Annotated in this window: 15 protein-coding genes; 5 read left to right on the plus strand and 10 right to left on the minus strand. The window is 72.4% G+C overall.

Going from position 1 to position 19,102, the window contains the following annotated elements; translation table 11 throughout:
* Positions 1–119: 119 nt before the first annotated feature.
* The 5 genes from AB0F29_RS36550 to AB0F29_RS36570 all read right to left on the minus strand — a co-directional run bounded on the left by AB0F29_RS36550 (position 120) and on the right by AB0F29_RS36570 (position 7,283).
* Positions 120–1,877, minus strand: coding sequence for a CocE/NonD family hydrolase (locus tag AB0F29_RS36550; RefSeq protein WP_361881920.1), 1,758 nt, complete (start codon positions 1,875–1,877; stop codon positions 120–122).
* Between the two features lie 219 nt (positions 1,878–2,096).
* Positions 2,097–3,059: an LD-carboxypeptidase gene (locus AB0F29_RS36555; RefSeq protein WP_361881777.1), complete on the minus strand. Its 963-nt coding sequence runs from the start codon at positions 3,057–3,059 to the stop codon at positions 2,097–2,099.
* Positions 3,056–5,071: a prolyl oligopeptidase family serine peptidase gene (locus tag AB0F29_RS36560; protein WP_361881780.1), complete on the minus strand. Its 2,016-nt coding sequence runs from the start codon at positions 5,069–5,071 to the stop codon at positions 3,056–3,058. The genes AB0F29_RS36555 and AB0F29_RS36560 overlap by 4 nt, the downstream gene beginning before the upstream one ends.
* A gap of 42 nt (positions 5,072–5,113) precedes the next feature.
* On the minus strand, positions 5,114–6,457 hold the full coding sequence (locus tag AB0F29_RS36565) for a M20/M25/M40 family metallo-hydrolase (RefSeq protein ID WP_361881783.1): 1,344 nt from the start codon (positions 6,455–6,457) through the stop codon (positions 5,114–5,116).
* Positions 6,450–7,283 carry a M55 family metallopeptidase gene (locus AB0F29_RS36570; protein ID WP_361881786.1) on the minus strand — a complete coding sequence of 278 codons (834 nt, stop codon included), beginning with the start codon at positions 7,281–7,283 and terminating at the stop codon, positions 6,450–6,452. Before AB0F29_RS36570 ends, AB0F29_RS36565 begins: the two co-directional genes overlap by 8 nt.
* A gap of 247 nt (positions 7,284–7,530) precedes the next feature.
* Between AB0F29_RS36570 and AB0F29_RS36575 the strand changes: the two genes are divergently transcribed.
* Entirely contained in the window at positions 7,531–8,919 is a 1,389-nt protein-coding gene (locus tag AB0F29_RS36575) for a GAF domain-containing SpoIIE family protein phosphatase (RefSeq protein WP_361881788.1), read from the plus strand.
* 142 nt (positions 8,920–9,061) lie between these two features.
* Positions 9,062–9,406 carry an EthD domain-containing protein gene (locus AB0F29_RS36580; RefSeq protein WP_361881791.1) on the plus strand — a complete coding sequence of 115 codons (345 nt, stop codon included), beginning with the start codon at positions 9,062–9,064 and terminating at the stop codon, positions 9,404–9,406.
* A gap of 75 nt (positions 9,407–9,481) precedes the next feature.
* Here the strand turns inward: AB0F29_RS36580 and AB0F29_RS36585 are convergent, their stop codons facing one another.
* Positions 9,482–10,486, minus strand: a complete 1,005-nt coding sequence (locus tag AB0F29_RS36585; protein WP_361881794.1) for an aldo/keto reductase — start codon at positions 10,484–10,486, stop codon at positions 9,482–9,484.
* Positions 10,487–10,614: 128 nt separating this feature from the next.
* Here AB0F29_RS36585 and AB0F29_RS36590 point away from each other — a divergent pair, with 128 nt between their 5' ends.
* Positions 10,615–11,535: a LysR family transcriptional regulator gene (locus AB0F29_RS36590; RefSeq protein ID WP_361881797.1), complete on the plus strand. Its 921-nt coding sequence runs from the start codon at positions 10,615–10,617 to the stop codon at positions 11,533–11,535.
* A 130-nt stretch (positions 11,536–11,665) separates the two neighbouring features.
* Here the strand turns inward: AB0F29_RS36590 and AB0F29_RS36595 are convergent, their stop codons facing one another.
* The 3 genes from AB0F29_RS36595 to AB0F29_RS36605 form a co-directional block, all read right to left on the minus strand.
* Positions 11,666–14,134: an MFS transporter gene (locus AB0F29_RS36595; protein WP_361881800.1), complete on the minus strand. Its 2,469-nt coding sequence runs from the start codon at positions 14,132–14,134 to the stop codon at positions 11,666–11,668.
* Positions 14,135–14,380: 246 nt separating this feature from the next.
* Complete coding sequence (locus AB0F29_RS36600; protein ID WP_007459791.1) at positions 14,381–14,824, minus strand: SRPBCC family protein; 444 nt, start codon at positions 14,822–14,824, stop codon at positions 14,381–14,383.
* A gap of 87 nt (positions 14,825–14,911) precedes the next feature.
* Complete coding sequence (locus AB0F29_RS36605; RefSeq protein ID WP_361881803.1) at positions 14,912–15,304, minus strand: VOC family protein; 393 nt, start codon at positions 15,302–15,304, stop codon at positions 14,912–14,914.
* 138 nt (positions 15,305–15,442) lie between these two features.
* Between AB0F29_RS36605 and AB0F29_RS36610 the strand changes: the two genes are divergently transcribed.
* Positions 15,443–16,480, plus strand: a complete 1,038-nt coding sequence (locus AB0F29_RS36610; RefSeq protein WP_361881805.1) for an Rv2578c family radical SAM protein — start codon at positions 15,443–15,445, stop codon at positions 16,478–16,480.
* A gap of 155 nt (positions 16,481–16,635) precedes the next feature.
* On the plus strand, positions 16,636–18,222 hold the full coding sequence (locus tag AB0F29_RS36615) for an alpha/beta hydrolase (protein ID WP_361881808.1): 1,587 nt from the start codon (positions 16,636–16,638) through the stop codon (positions 18,220–18,222).
* 76 nt (positions 18,223–18,298) lie between these two features.
* Here the strand turns inward: AB0F29_RS36615 and AB0F29_RS36620 are convergent, their stop codons facing one another.
* Positions 18,299–18,895, minus strand: a complete 597-nt coding sequence (locus tag AB0F29_RS36620; RefSeq protein WP_361881811.1) for an adenylosuccinate lyase — start codon at positions 18,893–18,895, stop codon at positions 18,299–18,301.
* Positions 18,896–19,102 lie beyond the last annotated feature (207 nt).

Raw genomic sequence — 19,102 nt, forward strand, 5'->3', positions numbered from 1 at the left:
CTTCTCGCCGTCCGGCCCGCCCGTCGTGCACGCGACCGCCCCCGGGGTCCCAGCATGTCCGGCTGTCGGGTTCGGGGGGCGGCGCTGTACGGCCGTTCGGGTGAACGAGGTGGCGGGCGTCAGCCGGCCGGGACGACCGGGAGTTCCAGTACGCCGGTGTCCTCGGGGGCGTGGACGACGGTGACGGGCTTGACGCCCCGGTTGCCGAAGTAGGCGGTGTCGCTGGCGGCGATCACGAACTCCAGGCGGTGCCCCTTCTCGTACCGGTGGACGATGCCGGGCAGCTCCACCGTGAAGGGCCGGGTGACGTCGGGGACCCGGACCGGGGAGACGAGCCGGTTCACCAGCGTACGGCTGCCGTCGGGCGCGATGTCGTAGACCTTGGCGAACAGGACGAGCTTGTCGGAGGCGTCACCGCTGTTCTGGACCCGTTCCGCCTTCGGCGAGAGAACCTTCAGGGTGGCCCGCGGCGAGCCGACGACATCGAGGGGCTCGGTGAGGGGTTCGCCGCGCCAGCCGAGGTAGGTGCCCCTGGTGTCGTACGGCTCGGGGTCGGGCAGTCCGATCAGCGGGGCGATGGAGCTCTCGGAGTGGCTCGTCGGCACGAGCCAGTTGGTGTACTGACGGCTGCCGCCGGCCACCTTGGAGCGGTTGTCGACGAGTTTGCCGTCGCCGGAGAGATACAGGGACCGGGAGAGGGCGGGGACGTCGGCGGCGGAGCCGTAGCCGCTCCGCCAGTCGCGGTAGTAGGAGAAGGCGGGTCCGGTGTCGGTGTCCGTCTTCTTGTGGAGGTAGCGGTCGAACCAGGCCAGGACCCGCTGCCCGACGTGGCTGGTCTCCAGATTGCCCTGGCTCAGGTCGAGTTCGCCGGGAACCTGGCCGCCGCTGTGTCCCCAGGACTGCCAGATCATCTTGGTCTCGGTGCCCTGCTCCTTGAGCGTCCGGTAGGTGGCGGTGGCCTCGTTGAGGTTGAAGAGGCTGTCGGCCTGGCCCTGGACGATGAGCGTGGGGGCCTTGACCCGATCGAGGTAGGAGACGGGCGAGACGCCGCGCGCGTAGGCGAGCATCTTCGCGGTGCGGTCGGCGGGGTAGCGGCCGGAGTTGAGCAGCCGGATGGTCTCGCAGGCGCGGGTGGCGAAGTGCAGGCAGTCCAGCCGGTTGACGCGGGAGGGGTCCAGGCTCGGGTTGAGGAGCGGCTGGCCCTCGCCGATCAGGTAGAAGCCGTTGGTCCACTGCCACTTGAAGACGCCGGGGGTGTCGGAGGTGACGCCGGTGCGCGCGCCGGTGTTGTTGGGGGCCAGTGCGTAGCCGAGGTCGTTCCAGGTGATCAGCGGGACGAGGGCGTCGACCCGGGGGTCGACCGCGGCGGTCGCCAGCTGGATCGCGCCGCCGTACGAGCCGCCGATCATGCCGACCCGCGGGTCGCCGTCGGCGTCCCTGGTGACGAAGTCGGCCTCGGTTCCGTCGTCGGCCGCCCGAACTCCCCCGAGGAAGTCCAGGAGTTCACTGGCGGCCTTTCCGTCGATGGCCGGGTCGTCGAGGGTGATCAGGCAGCCGGACTCACCGAAGCCGAGGCCCGAGTAGACGAGCCCGACGTAGCCGCGCTCGGCGAAGGCCTTCCCGATGGTGTCGGTGGAACCGTCGGACTTGCTGCCGCCGAAGCCGTTGGTGGCGAGGACCGCGGGGGCGGGACTGTCCGCGTCGGCCCCGGCGGGCCGGTAGAGGTCGGCGTCCACCGTGCAGGTGCGGCCGCCCGCCTCGACGGTGAACTCCAGCGGGGTGACGGTGTACGGGCCGGCCTCGGCACGGGCCGGGCCGGCGAGGACGAGGGGGGCGACGAGGGCCGCCCCGGCGACCGCCACGAGCGGGCCGCGCACCCTGGAAACAGCACCTGACACGAGGACCTCCACACCGAGGACTACTTACCGGCCGGTAAGTACTGGGCCGCGCTCATGCTGTGACACAGCTCATAGCCGTGTCAACGTATCGGTCAGCGGTTCTTGACGGATGTTCACGTTCCGCGGGAGGACGCACACATCCTCGTGCCCGCGCGGACGGCGGCGCGGGCTCGAACAGCGGCGGAAGGCCAGAGAGGCTCAGCGCAGGGCGGGGGCCTCGACGGTCAGCGTGCAACGGCCGCCGTCCGCCGGGGCGTCGAGCACCGCCAGAACGCCCAGGGGGATCGTCAGCGCGGCGGGACCGTGACCAAATCCCAGCTCCTCGACCACGGGTATGCCCAGCGGGCCGAGCCGGTCGGCGAGGACGGCGCGAATCTTCTCGTACGGGCCGCACTCCTGCCAGGAGCCGCAGGCCACCCCGGCGACTCCGTCGAGGGCTCCGGACCGCAGGAGCCGGGTGAGGATGCCGTCCAGCCGGTAGGGCTCCTCCCCGGTGTCCTCGATCACCAGCAGTCCGCCCCGGGCGTGGGCCCGGCCGCCCGGGGCGCCGGCCCCGGCGGCGAGCAGGCTGACGCAACCGCCGTACAGGACGCCCCGCGCCCGGCCGGCGACCAGGGCCCCGGCCGACTCCAGGCCGAGGGTGGTGACGGTCTCCGGGGCGAAGAGCGTGGCGCGCAGGTGCTCGCGGGTCACCGCGTCCCCGAGGAACGTATCGGTGGCGATCATCGGCCCGTGCAGGGTCACGAACCCGGCGCGCAGGGCGAACGCCTCGTGCAGCACCGTGATGTCGCTGTAGCCGACGAACACCTTGGGCCCGGCGGCCCGGACAGCCGCCCAGTCGACCAGGTCGACCATCCGGTGGGCGCCGTACCCGCCCCGGGCGCAGAGCACGGCCTCCACGGTGGGGTCGCACCACGCCTGTTCGAGGTCCTCCGCACGGCCCGCGTCCGACCCGGCGAGGTAGTCCAGCTCCGGGTGCGTAGTGCGGACATGGGCGCCGACGACGGGTTCGAGTCCCCAGTCGCGCAGGACGGCGAGGCCCTCCTCCAGCCGGTCGGCGGGGACGGGGCCGCTGGGCGCGACGACGGCGACCCGGGAGCCGCGGCGCAGCCGGGGAGGCCGGGCGAGGGGCATCGCCGGGCCGTGGTCCGCACGGGTCACGTGGTCAGCTCCAGGGGCGGCACGTCGGGACGGTCGATACCGAACGTCTGCGCGTAGAGGGAGAGTTCGGCCTCCAGCGCGCGGACCAAGGTCTCCACGCGCCGGAAGCCGTGACTCTCCCCCTCGAAGGCGATGTAGGCGTGGGCGACGTCCCGGCCGGCGAGGGCGGCGAGGAACCTCTCGCTCTGAGCGGGCGGGCAGATCACATCGTCCAGGCCCTGGAGCAGCAGGAAGGGCGTGTTCAGCCGGTCGGCGCAGTGGATCGGCGAGCGTTCCCGGTAACGCTCGGGCACCTCGGCGAACGGGCCGACGAGGGACTCCAGGTACTGCGACTCGAAGTCGTGGGTCCCGTCGGTGGCCCACCCTTCGAGGTCCAGGACCGGGTAGAGGATCGTCCCGCAGGCGTAGATGTCGGTGCTGGTCAGCGATGCGGCGGTGGTCCAGCCGCCCGCGCTGCCGCCCCGGATGGCGAGCTTGTCCGGGTGGGCGGCGCCCTCCTCGACGAGGGCCGAGGCGACGGCCGCGCAGTCGGCCACGTCCACCACGCCCCACTGGCCGCGCAGGAGTTCGCGGTAGCCGCGGCCGTAGCCGGTGGAGCCGCCGTAGTTGACCTCGGCCACCCCGATGCCGCGCGAGGTGAAGTAGGCGATCTCCAGATCGAGGACGAGCGGTGCGTGGCCGGTGGGCCCGCCGTGCGCCCAGACGACGTACGGGGGCTTCTCGCCCTCGGGTCCGGTGCGGTCGGGGCTGCGGGGCGGGTAGAGGTGGGCGTGGATCTCGCGGCCGTCGGGGCCGGTGAAGGTGCGGTCCTCGGGCACCGGGTAGTACGCGGGGTCGACCGCGTCCCGGTGGGGTGCGCCGATGACGCGGGTGTGCCCGGTCGCGGTGTCCAGCTCGACAATCTCGGGGCCGCTGCGGGGGCCGGCCGCGACGCCGACGACCCGGCTGCCGTGGACGGCGAGCGTGTCGGCCCAGGCGGTCCAGGGGCCCGGCACGTCGGCGAGTTCGCCGGTCTCCGGGTCGAGGATGCCGAGCCGCATCCCGCCCCTGCCGTGCAGGACGGCGATCAGCCCGTTGTCCAGCGGATGGAACCAGCGCAGCCCGATCTTCCAGAGGGCTCCGCCGAACTCCTCGCCCCGGGGCGGCAGGAGGCGGCTGCTGGGGACCGCGCCGCCGGGAGGCGCGTCGGGGCGGATGCGCTGGAGCTCCCACCAGTCGGCGAGGTCGGAGACGAACAGGAGGCTGCCGTCGCGGTCCCACTCCACCTGGCAGACCGATTCGTCGTGGTCGCCGACGAGAGGCCGTACGCCGGTGAACCCGCCCGTGTCGTCGATGTCCGCCAGCATGACCACCGTGCCGTCCCACGGCATCCGGGGGTGGTCCCAGGCGATCCAGGCAGCCCGCCGTCCGTCGTGGGAGACCTTGGGGCCGGTGACGAACCGGTGCCGGTCGTCGGAGAGTTCACGGACCGCCGCCCGGTCGCCGGCCGCCGAGCCGTCGAGCGGCACGGCGGCGACGACGCGCCGTACGTCGGTGGGCGCGGGGCCGGTGAACTCCTCCAGCACACACCAGACCTCGCCCGCCGCCCCGTGCTCCGGGCGGACCTGCGGGTCCACCCAGCGCAGCCCGCCGCCGACGTCCGAGACGGGGGTGAGCGGCCACGGCCCGTCGGGCCCGTCCGGGGCGTAGGCGTACAGCCGCTGGTCGGCGAAGTGGACGAACACCACGAGGAGTTCGCCGTCCCCGCGCACGGTGCCCGCCCAGGGCTGTCCGCCGTACTCGATCACCCGGCTGCGGGTGTTCCAGGGGGCGGGCAGCACGGGGGCGGTGGTGCCGTCGGCGCGGCGGCGCATCAAGGCGCGCCGCCCGCCCTCGGCGGGGCGCGGCTCGGTCCACCACACCTCGTCCCCGATGGTGCCGAGGTGGTCGGGGCGGCCGTCGTGCGAGGCGGCGAGTGCCGCGTCGACCGGAGACGGCCAGGTTCCGTACGGGGCTGCTGGCACGGTGTTCACGTAGGTCGGTCCCCCCGGGGCGCGGATCGGGTCGGCAGGCGGTCAGGCGGTGCGCAGGTAGTGGTCGAGCACGCGGACGCCGAAGTGGAGGGCGTCGACGGGGACGCGCTCGTCGACGCCGTGGAAGAGCCGCTGGTAGTCGAAGCCGACGGGCAGCTTCAGCGGGGTGAAGCCGTAGCCGGTGATGCCGAGGCGGGAGAACTGCTTGGCGTCGGTGCCGCCCGACATGCAGTACGGGACGGTGTGCGCGTCCGGGTCGAACCGCTCGACGGCGGCGCGCAGCTTGGCGTACGTCGGGGAGTCCACGGGGGCCTGAAGGGCCGTCTCGCGGTGGTAGAACTCCCAGGAGACCGACGGGCCGGTGAGCCGGTCCAGGGTCGCGTGGAACTCGTCGTCGCCGCCGGGGACCATGCGCCCGTCGATGAAGGCGGCGGCGTGGCCGGGGATGACGTTGACCTTGTAACCGGCGTCCAGCATCGTCGGGTTGCTGCTGTTGCGGACGGTGTTCTCGACCAGGGATGCGGCCGGGCCGAGCTTGCCGAGGAGTTGGGCGACGTCGAAGCCGGGGTCGTCCAGATCGGCGGTGATGCCGTGCAGGGCGGCGATCTCGGTGATCGCGGCGCGGACGGTCGGGGTGAGGCGGATGGGCCACTCGTGCTCGCCGATCCGGGCGACGGCGGCGGCCAGGGTGCTCACCGCGTTCTCCCGGTTGACCTTGGAGCCATGCCCGGCCCGGCCCTCGGCGGTCAGCTTCAGCCAGCCGGTGCCGCGCTCGCCCGCGGCGATCGGGTACAGCGAGAGACCGGGGCCCGCGTGGAAGGTGAAGGCCCCCGACTCGCTGATGCCCTCCGTGCAGCCCTCGAACAGCTCCGGATGCTGATCGGCGAGGAAGCCGGAGCCGTCGGCGGCGCTGTCCTCCTCGTCGGCGGTGTACGCGATGACGATGTCACGCCGGGGCCGGAAGCCCTCGCGGGCCCAGCCGCGTACGACGGAGAGGACCATCGCGTCCATGTTCTTCATGTCGACGGCGCCCCTCCCCCACACGACCCCGTCGCTCACCTCGCCGGAGAAGGGGTGCACGCTCCAGTCGGCGGGCTCGGCGGGCACCACGTCGAGGTGGCCGTGGACGAGCAGCGCGTCGGCCGACGGGTCGGTGCCGGGGATCCGGGCGACGACGTTGGTCCGGCCGGGGGTCCGCTCCAGCAGCGTCGGCTCGATCCCGGCGTCGGAGAGCCGCTGGGCGACGTACTCGGCGGCCGGCCGCTCCCGGCAGTCGCCGCCGCCCCGGTTGGTGGTGTCGATGCGGATGAGTTCGGAGGTGAACGTCACCACCTCGTCGAGCGCCTGCCGGTCGACGGGTCCGAGCAGGTCGGGGGCCTCAGCCATACTGTTCCTCCACAGCGGCCGACACGATCGTCGTCACCGCCTTGAACGTGCGAATTCCTTCGTACATCGTCGCGCTGGTGTACGCGACGCGCCTCTCCCCGCTCGGCCCCACGCCGGGGACCACGGTCGCCGCGGCTGCCAGATGTTCGGCGTCGAACTCCAGCTCGATGGTGAACGTCTTCCCGGTGACGGGATCCCGTCGCCCCGCGAGCTCGGTGGCCGTTTTGGCCGCTGCCCTGATGTCGGCGGCGGTACGGGCGGGGGTGCGGCACACCGCGGCGTAACGGGAGACGTAGTCCTTGACAGCGACCTTCCGGGCCCCGGGGGCGTATCCCTCGGCGTCCACGCAGGTCAGATCGTCGCCGGTGACGAGGACGACGGGCACGCCGTACTCGGCGGCGACCTGCGCGTTGAGCAGCCCCTCGCTCGCGCGGACATCGTTGAGCCAGACGCCGGTGATGGAGTTGGCGAGGTAGGTGTGGGCGAGGACGCCCTCCGTGCCGGCTCCGGTGTGGTAGCCGACGAAGGCCACCGCGTCCACGTCGCCGTGCTGGATGCCCTCGACCATGGACAGAGATTTGTGTTTGCCGGTGAGCATCTGGACGCGTTCGTCCATGTGCTCCAGCAGCAGGTTGCGCATCGACCAGTGGGCTTCGTTGATCAGGACCTCGTCGGCGCCGCCGTCGTAGAAGCCGAGCGCGGCCGCGTTCACGTCGGAGGTGAACATCGACCGGCAGCGCTCCCACTGCGGCGTCCCCGGCAGCACGTCGGCCGGCCAGGTCACTCCGGTGGCGCCTTCCATGTCCGCGCTGATGAGGATCTTCATGCCGCCACACCGTACGCGCCGTGAGCGGCGCGGGCCAGGGAGGGGCGGCCCGTCAGAGGTCCAGTCCGCCGAAGGTCCCTCCAGCGGTCCTGCCGGTACGCCCGCCGGCGCTCACGTCGTTGCTCCCACGTACTGAGGAGTGGCCCGCATGCCCGCAGCCCCCGCGTACTGAAGACTGGAAGGGGTCTGACGACTCACATCCCCGGCGTCACACGTGCAAGAAAGGCCAGAAAGGCGAGGAACCAGTATGTGCGCGAAGCAGGACGACGCGGGTGCCCCGCCTCACCACGGGCCCGGCACGGAACGGGACACGGACCGCTCGGACCGCTTCGAGGTCGACGAGGAGGTCCAGCACGCCCTGGACCGGCTCACGCTGCTCATCAACGCGGCGGAGGCCCTTTCCAGCACGCTCGAAGTGGACCAGGGGCTCCGTCGGCTCTGCCGCACGCTCGTCCCCGGCCTCGCCGACTGGTGCGCGGTCGATCTGCTGGACGACCACGGACGGCTGCGCAGGGTCGTCGTCGAGCACCGGGACGCCGATGTGACGTCCCCGGGCCTGGACGAGGGACTGCTGCCTCCGGCCGAAGGGTCGGCGGCCTCGGTCGCCCGGGCGCTGCTCGGTGTGGGCCCCGTACTTCTCACGGACTTTCCCCCGCCGAAGGGCGAGGATGACCCCCTGTGCCTCCGGGAGAAGCAGCTTTTCGAGCGGCTCGCGGCCGATACGGCGGTCGTCGCCCCGCTGAGAGCCCGGCGGCAGGTGTTCGGCGTGCTGACCCTGGCCCGCACCCGCAGGGAAGCCCGGCTGACCGAGGACACCCTCTCCCTCGTCGAGGACCTCGCCCACCGCGTGGCGCTGGCCGTCGACAACGCGCGCCTGCACGCCGAGGCCCAGCACACGGCCGAGCGGTTGCAGCGCTCCCTGCTGCCCGAGCTGCCCACGGACGGGCCGCTCGAAGTGGCCGCCCGCTACCAGCCCGCGAGCACCACCGCGCGCGTCGGCGGCGACTGGTACGACGCCTTCGTGCTGCCGGACGGGGCGATGACACTGATCATCGGCGACATCGCGGGGCATGACCTGCGGGCCGCGGTCATGATGAGCCAGACCCGCAACATGCTGCGCGGCATCGCCTGCGACCGCAAGGAACCGCCCGGCAAGATCCTCGCCCGGCTGGACGCGGCCCATCACATCCTCTATCCGCAGCAGACGCTGACATGCGTCTACGCGCTGGTCGAGCGACTGAGCGCGGACGAGCCGTGGCTGCTGCACTACGCGGTCGCGGGCCATCCCGCCCCGTTGCTCGTGACGCACGACGGGGAGACCCGCTTCCTCACCGGTGGCCGCAGCGTCATGCTCGGGGTGGAGCCCGAGGTCCATCGCCCCGCCACGACCGACACTCTGCCGCCCGACTCGACCGTGCTGCTCTACACGGACGGCCTCGTCGAGCGGCGCGAGGAGGACCTGGGCCGGGGTCTGGCGCGCCTGCGGCAGCACGCGGCGGCCCTGGCCCGCGAGCCGCTCACGACGTTCTGCGACGAGATCCTGGAAGGTATGGCCGGGGGCGGCTCGGACGACGTCGCCCTGATCGCGGTCAGAACGGCGCCTCCGCATGCCGGGCCCACCGTGGCCACCCCCTGAGCAGCCCGGGGTCTCTGCCTACGCTGCCGGTCACCTAGTCATTCCACTTGCCTGGGCAACAAATCTTCGTTGACCAGGCAAGTCAAAGCGACTATCTTATGACTTGCCCAGGCAAGTCAATCTCGGCCTCGAAGGGTCCCCTGTGATCAAGCTCAGCATCTTCCTGACCCGGCGGTCAGACCTCTCCCACGACGAGTTCGTGGACTACTGGACGCAGAAGCACACCCCTCTGCTCTCGACTCTGCCCGCCGGAGAGGTCCCGGTCCGGCGCTACGTCCAACTGCTGCCCACCGACGACGAGATCCCCGGCATAAGCACCGCCGACTACGACGGTGTCGCCGAAGTGTGGGTCGACACCATCGCGGACGCCGCTCGCTGGTTCACCTCCGACACCTACACCACCACCGTCACGGCGGACGAGGAGAACTTCCTGGACCGCTCCCGGACCCGCTTCCTCTACTCGACCGAAAGCCCGATCTTCGGCTGAGCAGCGCCGTCCGCGCCGCGCACGTCCTGCCGGCCTCGCCGACGGCGCAGCCCTCTCTCGCGCGCCCGACCGGCGTCAGCCCGTCTTCGTGTCCCGCAGCAGCTCCTCGATCCGGGACAGCTCGTCCTCGGTGAAGTCCAGGTTCCGGGCGGCCTCGACGCTGTCCTCCAGCTGGGCGACGCTGCTCGCGCCGACGACGGCGGAGGTGAGCCGGCCGCCGCGCAGCACCCACGCCAGGGCCAGCTGCGCGAGCGACTGGCCGCGCTCCTTCGCCAGCGCGTCCAGCGCGCGCAGCCGCTCCACCAGCTGCGGGGTCACGGCGTCGGCGCTCAGGAAGGGGCTGGCGCCCGCCGCACGGGACCCGGCCGGAATGCCGTTCAGATAGCGGTCGGTCAGAATCCCCTGTTCCAGCGGCGAGTACGCGATGGATCCGGCGCCCAGCTCGTCGAGGACGTCCGGCAGCCCGTCGTCCTCGATCCGGCGGTCGAGCATCGAGTAGCGGGGCTGGTGGATGAGGAGCGGGGTGCCGAGGTCCTTCAGGATCGCGGCGGCCTCGCGGGTCTGCGCGGCGGAGTAGTTGGACAGACCGACGTACAGCGCCTTGCCCTGCCGGACGGCGGAGTCGAGCGCGCCCATCGTCTCTTCGAGGGGGGTCTCGGGGTCCGGCCGGTGGGAGTAGAAGATGTCGACGTACTCGACACCCAGGCGCCGCAGGCTCTGGTCGAGCGAGGAGCGCAGGTACTTCCGCGAGCCCCACTCCCCGTACGGCCCGTCCCACATGTGGTAGCCGGCCTTGGTGGAGATGACGATCTCGTCGCGCAGACGGGCGAAGTCGGTCGCCAGGGCGCGGCCCAGGGTGAGTTCCGCGGAGCCGGGCGGCGGGCCGTAGTTGTTGGCCAGGTCGAAGTGGGTGATGCCGAGGTCGAAGGCGCGGCGCAGGATGGCGCCCTGCGTCTCGGGCGTCCGGTCGCCTCCGAAGTTGTGCCAGAGGCCGAGGGAGAGCGCGGGCAGCTTCAGACCGCTGCGTCCGGTGCGCCGGTAGGGCATGGCGGAGTAGCGGTCGGCGGACGGGAGGTACATACGGGCTCCGCGGGTGGGTACGGGGGTGGCGCGTCGGGACCGGCGCACTCCCGGCCCAGGCTTCCGCAGATGGATCCAGCAGTCCAACAGGAGATTCCGCTCGCATTCATCGCCTAGATTGCTCAATCATGGAACTGCGTCAGCTGGAGCATTTCGTCGCCGTCGCCGAGGAGCGGCACTTCACCCGCGCCGCAGAGCGCCTCGCCGTGTCGCAGTCCGGGCTCTCCGCCTCCGTACGGGCGCTGGAGCAGGAGCTGCGGACCCCCTTGTTCAGCCGCACCACGCGCACGGTCCGGCTCACCGAGGCCGGGCGGGCGCTGCTGGTGGAGGCGGAGCGCACGCTGGCGGGCGCGCGGGCGGCGCGGGACGCGGTCGACGCCGTACGGGGGCTGCTGCGCGGGACGTTGACGGTCGGGGTCGAGCAGTGCGTGGCGGGGGTGAGCCCGGCGCGGCTGCTGGCGGCGTTCCACCGGGAACATCCGCAGCTGGAGCTGAGGCTGCGGCAGGAGGGCACCAGCAGCCTGCTGGACGGCGTGGCGGGCGGGCGCCTCGACCTGGCGTTCGCCGCGACGGTGAGCCCGGCGGAGTGGCGCGGGGAGCTGGTGCCGCTGGCCCGGGAGCCTATGGTGCTGCTGTGCGCGGCGGGGCACGCGTTCGCCGGGCGGCCGGAGGTGGGGTGGGAGGAGCTGTCGGGGTCGTCGTTCATCGACTTCCATCCGGACTGGGGTCCCCGGCGGGCCGCCGACGGGGCGTTCGCGGCGGCGGGGGTGCGCCGGACGGTGGGTCTGGAGGTCAACGATGTGCACAGCCTGCTGGAGCTGGTGCAGGAGGGGCTGGGGATCGCGGTGGTGCCGCACCACTTCTCCCGCAAGCCGGAGGCGTCCCGGCTGGTCGCCGTGGAGCTGACGGGTGCCCGTCGGCCGGTGTACGAGAGCGTGGTGGTGCTTCCGGCGGCGCGGTGCCTGAGCCCGGGGGCCCGCGCGCTGCTGCGGCTGGTGCGGGAGGACCCGCTGCGGGAGCCGGGGCCGGCTCCCGCGGGGCGGCGGTGAGCTGAACCCCGGAGCCGCACCGGACCGGCTCCGGGGGACGTCCCGTTCCCGTACGTCCCGTTCCCGTACCCCCTTCCCGTACGTCTCGGTCCCGTACGCCTCGGTCCCGTACGTCTCGGTCCCGTACGCCTCAGTCCTCGTGGCCGAGTTGGAGATCGCGTTCCGTGCGGCCGCCGCCCGCGACCTGGAGGACGGTGGCGACCGGGGGGTATCCGGCGGCGATCACGGTGTACTCGCCGGACGACAGGTCGACGAACCGGAACGATCCGTCCGGTCCGGTGGTGAGGGTGTCCACCACGTTCCCCGCCGCGTCGAGCAGGGTGACCCGGGCGTCCTCGACGGGGCGTCCGCCGGTGGCCCGGACGGAGCCGCGCAGGACGGCCCCGCCCGCCAGCTCGATGTCCTGCCGGGTCTCCCGGGCGGCCTGCACGCTGACCGGGAGGGCGGCGGGGCGGAAGGCGGGGGCGCTGGCGGCGAGGGTGTACTCGCCGGCGACCAGTTCGCCGATGACGTAGCCGCCCTCGTGACCGGTGCGGGTGGAGGCGACGACCTCGCCGCGTACGTCGGTCAGGGTGACGGCGGCGTCGCGTACGGGGGCCCCGTCGGGGGTGAGGACGGACCCGGCGAGGCGTCCGGCGCCGCCGAGCACCACGTCCAGCTCGACGGGACGCTCGCCCACGGTGACGCTGACGGCCTGCGGCTGGTGTCCGCCCGCGGCGGCGATCAGGACGTAGGAGCCGGCGCCGGGGACGCTCAGCGCGTACCGCCCGTCCTCGCCGCTGGCCCCGCGCCCGATCTGCCGCCCCTGGACGTCGATGAGGGTGAGGGCGGCGCGGGGGACGGTGGTGCCGTCGGGGTGCTGGACGCTCCCGTGGACCGGGACGCCGGAGAGGTAGCCGGAGGCGGGCCGGCCCGAGTCGGCGCGGGCGGCGGGAATCGCGGAGGCCATGGACTCGGCGGCGGCTTCGGGGCTGTGGTGGGACACCAGCGGTTTCTCCTTGAGGAAGAAGGCGAGGATCAGGCCGAGCACGAGCACCGGCACGAGGTACAGGAAGATGCGCGGCATCGCGTCGACGTACGCCTGGATGTAGGCGTCGCGCAGCGCGGGCTCCATCGCGTGGACGATCTGCGGGGTGATCGACTCGGGGTCGGGCAGCTCCGCGCCGGCGGGCAGGCGCGCCCCGAGCGCGTCGGAGAGCCGCCCGGCGAACAGCGTGCCGAAGATCGCCGCGCCGACGCTGCCGCCGATCTGCCGGAAGTAGTTGTTGGCACTGGTCGCGGTGCCGAGGTCCGAGGGGCGTACGGAGTTCTGCACGGCGAGCACGAGGACGGACATGACCAGTCCGATGCCGGTGCCGAGGACGGCCTGGTAGAAGCTGTACGCCAGGGGGGAGGTGTCCGCCTCCAGCAGGGACAGCAGCCCCATGCCGACGACCGAGACGGCGCTGCCGATGATCGGGTAGATCCGGTAGCGGCCGGTGCGGGTGATGAGCTGGCCGGAGACGATGGAACCGCCGACGATGCCCATCATCATCGGGAGCATCAGCAGACCGGACTCGGTGGCGCTGACCCCGTCGACCATCTGGAGGTAGGTCGGGAGGTAGCTCGCCGCCCCGAACAGCGCGACGCCGACGACCGCGCCGACCAGACCGGTGACGTTGAAGACGGAGTCGCGGAACAGCCGCAGCGGAATGATCGGTTCTGCGGCCCGGTGTTCGGCGGCGACGAAGAGCACCGTCGTGACGACCGCTCCGGCGGCGAGCCCCAGGATGGTGCGCGAGCCCCAGGCGTACTCGGTGCCGCCCCAGCTGGTGACCAGCACCAGACAGGTGGAGGCGACGGCCAGGAGCACCGCTCCCAGGACGTCGAGCCGGGGCCGGACGGCGGGTTTGGGCAGTTTGAGGACGACGGCGATGACGGCCAGGGTGACCAGGCCGAAGGGGACGTTGATGTAGAAGCACCAGCGCCAGGAGACGTGGTCGGTGAAGAACCCGCCCAGCAGGGGGCCGGCGACCGAGGCGAGTCCGAAGACCGCGCCGATGAGGCCCATGTAGCGGCCTCGCTCCCGGGCCGGGACGATGTCCGCGATGATCGCCTGGACGCCGATCATGAGACCGCCGCCGCCGACGCCCTGGAGGGCGCGGAAGGCGATCAGCTCGTCCATGGTGCGCGACCAGCCCGCCAGGGCGGAGCCGATGATGAAGACCACGATGGCGAACTGGAAGACGCCCTTGCGGCCGAAGAGGTCGCCGAGCTTGCCGTAGAGCGGCAGGACGATGGTGGAGGCGAGGAGGTAGGCGGTGACGGCCCAGGACATCTTCTCCAGGCCGTGCAGCTCACCGACGATTCTGGGCAGGGCGGTGGCGACGATCATCTGGTCGAGCGCCGCGAGCAGCAGGGTGAGCATCAGCCCGAGGAAGACCATGCGGACCTTGCGGGGGCTGATCTCCGCCGCGTCCGGGCCGGGCCCCGCCGGAGGGGGTGGCGGGGGCGGTGCGGCGGGGAGTTCGACCGTGGCCGCCGTGCCGTCCTGCGGCACCGGCCCGTCCGGTCCCGGGCCGTCCGGCTCGTCCTTCACCAGCGTGATACCACCCACCACGTAACGCTCCCCTCGTCGCACCTGCGCCGCCCATTTCTCGCATCGCGCGGTAAGGCAGGGCAAACGTGACGAGGGGCGTACGCGGCGCGTACGGAGGGCTTATGCGCCGGTGGGAGGTGCTACGGCGCACAACCGGCCGCCCCGGAAAACCACCCGTTCCGGTGAGGCCGAACGTCCCGCGGAGGCCGGACCTCGCCCGGCCTCCGGTGCGGCGAGGGGAGTCGGAACGCCCCCTGCCGGCCGGTCCTACTTCTCGACCTCGGTGGCGAGGTTCTGGAGCAGCTCGTCGTAGATCCGGCCGAGGCCCTTGGGCGCGAAGGTCCGCTCGAAGAAGCCGCCGATGCCGCCCGCGCCGTCCCAGACCGTGGTCACGACGGCCTTGGACTTCCCCTCACCGGCCGGGGTGACGGTCCACGTGGTGACCATGGAGGAGTTGCGGTCCTTCTCGACGAGCTGCCCGTCCGTCGGCTCGCTGACCTCCAGCAGGCAGTCGCGGACGCGCTTGCTGGTCGCCTGGAGCTTCCAGTGCACGAGGCTGCCCTCGCCGTCGCCGCCCTCCCGGACCTCGTACTCGCTGAAGTGCCCGGTCAGCACCTTGCCCCGGACGTCCTTGTAGTCGGCCAGCGCGTCGAACACCGCCTCTGCGTCCGCCGCGATGATCCGCTCCGTCGTGGCCTCGACCTGCGCCATGGCTGTTCCTCCAGCAGTCGGTTGTTCGGTGGGTGAGCTGAGCCAACCACCTCGGGCGCAGCCGCTCAAAATCGGGGCCGTCCGGGGTCAGGGGCGGCGGTCCCCGAGGACGCAGAACTCATTGCCCTCCGGGTCGGCGAGCACGACCCAGCTCGCGTCACCCTGGCCGACGTCGGCGCGACGGGCGCCCAGGCCGATCAGCCGGCGGACCTCGTCATCCTGTTCCCGGTCGCTGGGACTGACGTCGATGTGGAGCCGGTTCTTGGCGCTCTTGCCCTCGGGCACCCGCGCGAAGGTCAGCACCGGCGGCACGGGGCCGGGGCGGTCCGCTCCCCCACGCGCCGCAGGCGGGCCGATGGTGACGACGCCTTCCTCCGCTTCCCCGTCCCGCACCTCGTAGTCGAGGACCGAGCACCAGAACCGGGCGAGGCCGACGGGATCCGCGCAGTCGATCGCGAGCTCGGTGAACTTACTGGCCATGGTCGGGACCTCCCGGTCGGTCGGATACAGCGGGTCTGCCAGGGCGACACGGTAGTCGTGGGGCGCCGCGTGCGGCGCCTCGCACGATCAAGGGAACAAGTGTTCTATTCTGCGGTGAGTGCTACCGAGGAGGCGTCCATGCGCTGGGACAATCTGGTCGAGAAGAACTCGACGGCCGGGAACAGCGCGCTCTTCGCCGCGGACGCGGTGACCACGCGCACGTTCGACACCCCGGAATTCCGGGGCATCACCTTCCACGAGATCCGGGCCCGGTCGATCCTGAACCGGGTGCCCGGCGCCTCGCGGATGCCGTTCGAATGGACGGTGAACCCGTATCGGGGCTGTACGCACGCCTGTGTGTACTGCTTCGCCCGCAAGACCCACAGCTATCTGGACCTGGACACCGGCATCGGCTTCGACTCCCAGATCGTCGTCAAGATCAACGCAGCCGAACTGCTCCAGCGGGAGCTGGCCTCCCGGCACTGGCGGGGCGAGCACGTCGCCATGGGCACGAACGTCGACTGCTACCAGAGGGCGGAGGGTCGATATCACCTCATGCCGGGCATCATCGCCGCCCTGCGCGACCGGGCGAACCCCTTCTCCGTCCTCACCAAGGGCACGCTGATCCTGCGGGACCTGGAGCTGCTGCGGCAGGCCGCGGAGGTCGCCGAGGTAGGCGTCTCGGTCTCCGTGGGCTTCACCGACCGGGAGCTGTGGCGGACGGTCGAACCGGGCACCCCCTCCCCCGAACGCCGGCTGGACGTGGTGCGCGCGCTCACCGACGCGGGGATCGGCTGCTCGGTCCTGATGGCCCCGGTCATCCCCTTCCTGGGCGACCGCCCGGAGCAGCTGCGCGCCACCGTCGCCGCCATCGCGGACGCGGGGGCGGCGACGGTGACCCCGCTGGTGCTGCATCTGCGCCCCGGCGCGCGCGAGTGGTACCTGCACTGGCTGGGGCAGCACCATCCGCAGCTGGTGGAGCGCTACGAGCGGATGTACGCGGACGGGGCGTACGCCCCCACCTGGTACCAGCGCCGGATCACGCGTCAGGTGCATGAGCTGGCGGACGAGTTCGGGATCGGCCCGGCGCACCGGGGCGAGGCCCGGCGGATCGGCCCGGCTCCGGCGCCGGCCGACACACCGGAACCGGGCCCCACCCAGCTGACCCTGCTGTGAGGTCCGCGACGGAGCCCGGGCGACCGCCCGCAGGGCCGATGGCGTGACCGTACGGGGCGACTCCGCGCGGAACAGGCCCTTCCGCAGGGGTATTCGGGGAGCATGCGGCGGGGACCGGTGATCCGGCGCCGCGTCCCGTCACCCCGGGAGGCACCATGACGAAACGTGCAGGAATTCTGGTCGCCGTCGGCGCGACCGTCGCCGGTCTGCTGACCGCCGCGCCCGCGCCGGCCGCCGCCACCGCGGCGAGCACGCCGCCCGCTCCGAAGCCGAAGTGGACGGACTGCCCCACCGACAGCTATCCGACGCTCCAGTGCGCGAAGGTCAAGGCCCCGCTGGACCACCGCCGCCCGTCGGGCCGTCAGATCACGCTCGCCCTGTCCCGCGTCCCGCACACCGCGAAGACCTTCCAGGGACCGCTGCTGGTCAACCCGGGCGGCCCCGGCGGCAGCGGCCTGTCGATGGCCGGGTTCGTGGCGTCCTCGCTGCCGAAGAAGGTCGCGGCCCAGTACGACGTGATCGGTTTTGACCCGCGCGGGGTCGGCAGGAGCACCCCGGCGCTGAACTGCCTGCCGGGGCACTTCGATCCGGTGCGCCCCGACGCGGTGCCGGACTCCGCCCGCTCGGAGCGGATCAACCGCGACCGGGCGGAGTCCTTCGCGCGAGCCTGTGGCGAGAAGCACGGCGACGTACTGCCGTACATGGACACGGTCAGCGCCGCCAAGGACCTCGACGTGATCCGCCGGGCGCTCGGCTCCCGGCAGATCAACTACTTCGGCTACTCCTACGGCACCTACCTCGGCGCGGTCTACGCCAAGCTGTACCCGGAGCGCGTGCGGCGTCTGGTCCTGGACTCGGTCGTCGACCCGGACGACGTCTGGTACGAGGGCAACCTCGGCCAGAACCACGCGTTCGACGACCGCCACAAGGCGTTCGCCGCCTGGGTCGCGAAGCACGACGCCGCGTACGGCCTGGGCAGCGACCCGGCCGAGGTCGAGGCCGCCTGGTACCGGATGCGGGCGGACGTGGCGCGGGAGCCGGCGGGCGGCACGGTGGGCGCGAGTGAGCTGGAGGACACCTTCATCCCCGGCGGGTACTACAACGGCTACTGGCCCTACCTCGCCGAGGCGTTCGCCGCGTACGCGAAGAGGCGGGACGCCGAGGCGCTGGTCGAGGTGTACGAGAACTTCGGCGCGGTGGACGCGAGCGGCGACAACGGCTACTCGGTCTACACGGCCGTCCAGTGCCGCGACGCCGGCTGGCCCGAGCACTGGAGCACCTGGCGCAACGACAGCCGCCGGATCCACAAGAAGGCGCCGTTCATGACCTGGAACAACACCTGGTACAACGCACCGTGCGCGAGCTGGCCGGTGGCGCCACTGGAGCCGGTCCCGGTGAACAACCGTCAGCTGCCCCCGGCGCTCATCCTCCAGGCCACGGACGACGCGGCGACCCCGTACGGCGGTGCGGTCAGCATGCACCGCCAACTCAAGGGCTCCAGCCTCGTGGTGGAGGAGGGCGGCGGCAACCACGGCATCACGCTGAGCGGCAACGACTGCCTGGACGAGCACCTGGCGGCGTACCTCACCGACGGCACCGTCCCGCGCGGCCGGGGCGAGGCGGACGCGGTCTGCGCCGCCCTCCCGGACCCGAAGCCGCTGCCGGCCGAGAAGGCGGCGGCCCAGTCGGTGGACAACAGCAGGGGCAGCCGCCTGCACGGCCTGCTGGGCTTCCGCCGCTGAGCGGTACGAAGCGCCCGCGCACCTGCCGAGAACCGGGTGCGCGGGCGGTCCGGCCGGCAACGGGCCGTCCGCCCGCTCACTCCCCCGGCAACCGCCTCAGCGCCTGGGCCGCGGCCGTGCCGAGGCGCGGGTGCGGCAGGGCCGCCGTGAGGACCGGGCGGGCCTCTTCGGCGGCGAGGCGGCCGAGACCCTCGACGCAGGCGAGGGCGACGCGCCAGTGCGGATCGCCGGGGGCCAGCAGGCGCTGGAGGGTGGCGACCAGGGCGGGGACCGACTCGGGGGCCCGCAGGTCTGCCAGCAGGCGCACGGGGTGCAGGGCGTAGGCGGTGCGCAGGGCGTTCGTGGCGAGGGCGGCGGCCGCCCTCGGGGTGCGCGGGTCGTCCAGCCGGGCCAGGGCGTGGGCGGCGGAGACGCAGCGTTCGGGGTCGCGGTGGTTGAGCAGGAGCACCAGCGCCTCGAAGGCCCGCCGGTCGCCCGAGCAGCCGAGCCGGAAGGCGGCTATCTCGCGGGCCCAGAGGGGGCGGTGCGGCTCCACGAGGACCCGGGCCAGCTCCTCGGGGTCCTCGGCGGCGACGAGCCGGGCGTACTGCGGCGAGCCGGCCGCCTCGGGTTCCAGCCGATCCATGAGTGAACGGAACTCCTCATCCATGACGCTCAGCGTATCGACGGACACGCTCCGTACGGGGTGGCATCGAGGAGTTCATGTGGCCCAGGGCACAACGACCCAGGGGTGGCGCGCTCGTTACTCGCCAGTTACTCTCATCTGAGCGGGACACACTCCCCGCAGGCTCCGGTGGCCTGGTGACGCAGCCATCCGGAGAGCTTGTCGGTTCGGCTTCTCCGTGCGACGCGACCCCGGGACAGGGTCCGTCACCCCACG

It is taken from the genome of Streptomyces sp. NPDC026589, assembly GCF_040638385.1.
Lineage (GTDB): Bacteria > Actinomycetota > Actinomycetes > Streptomycetales > Streptomycetaceae > Streptomyces.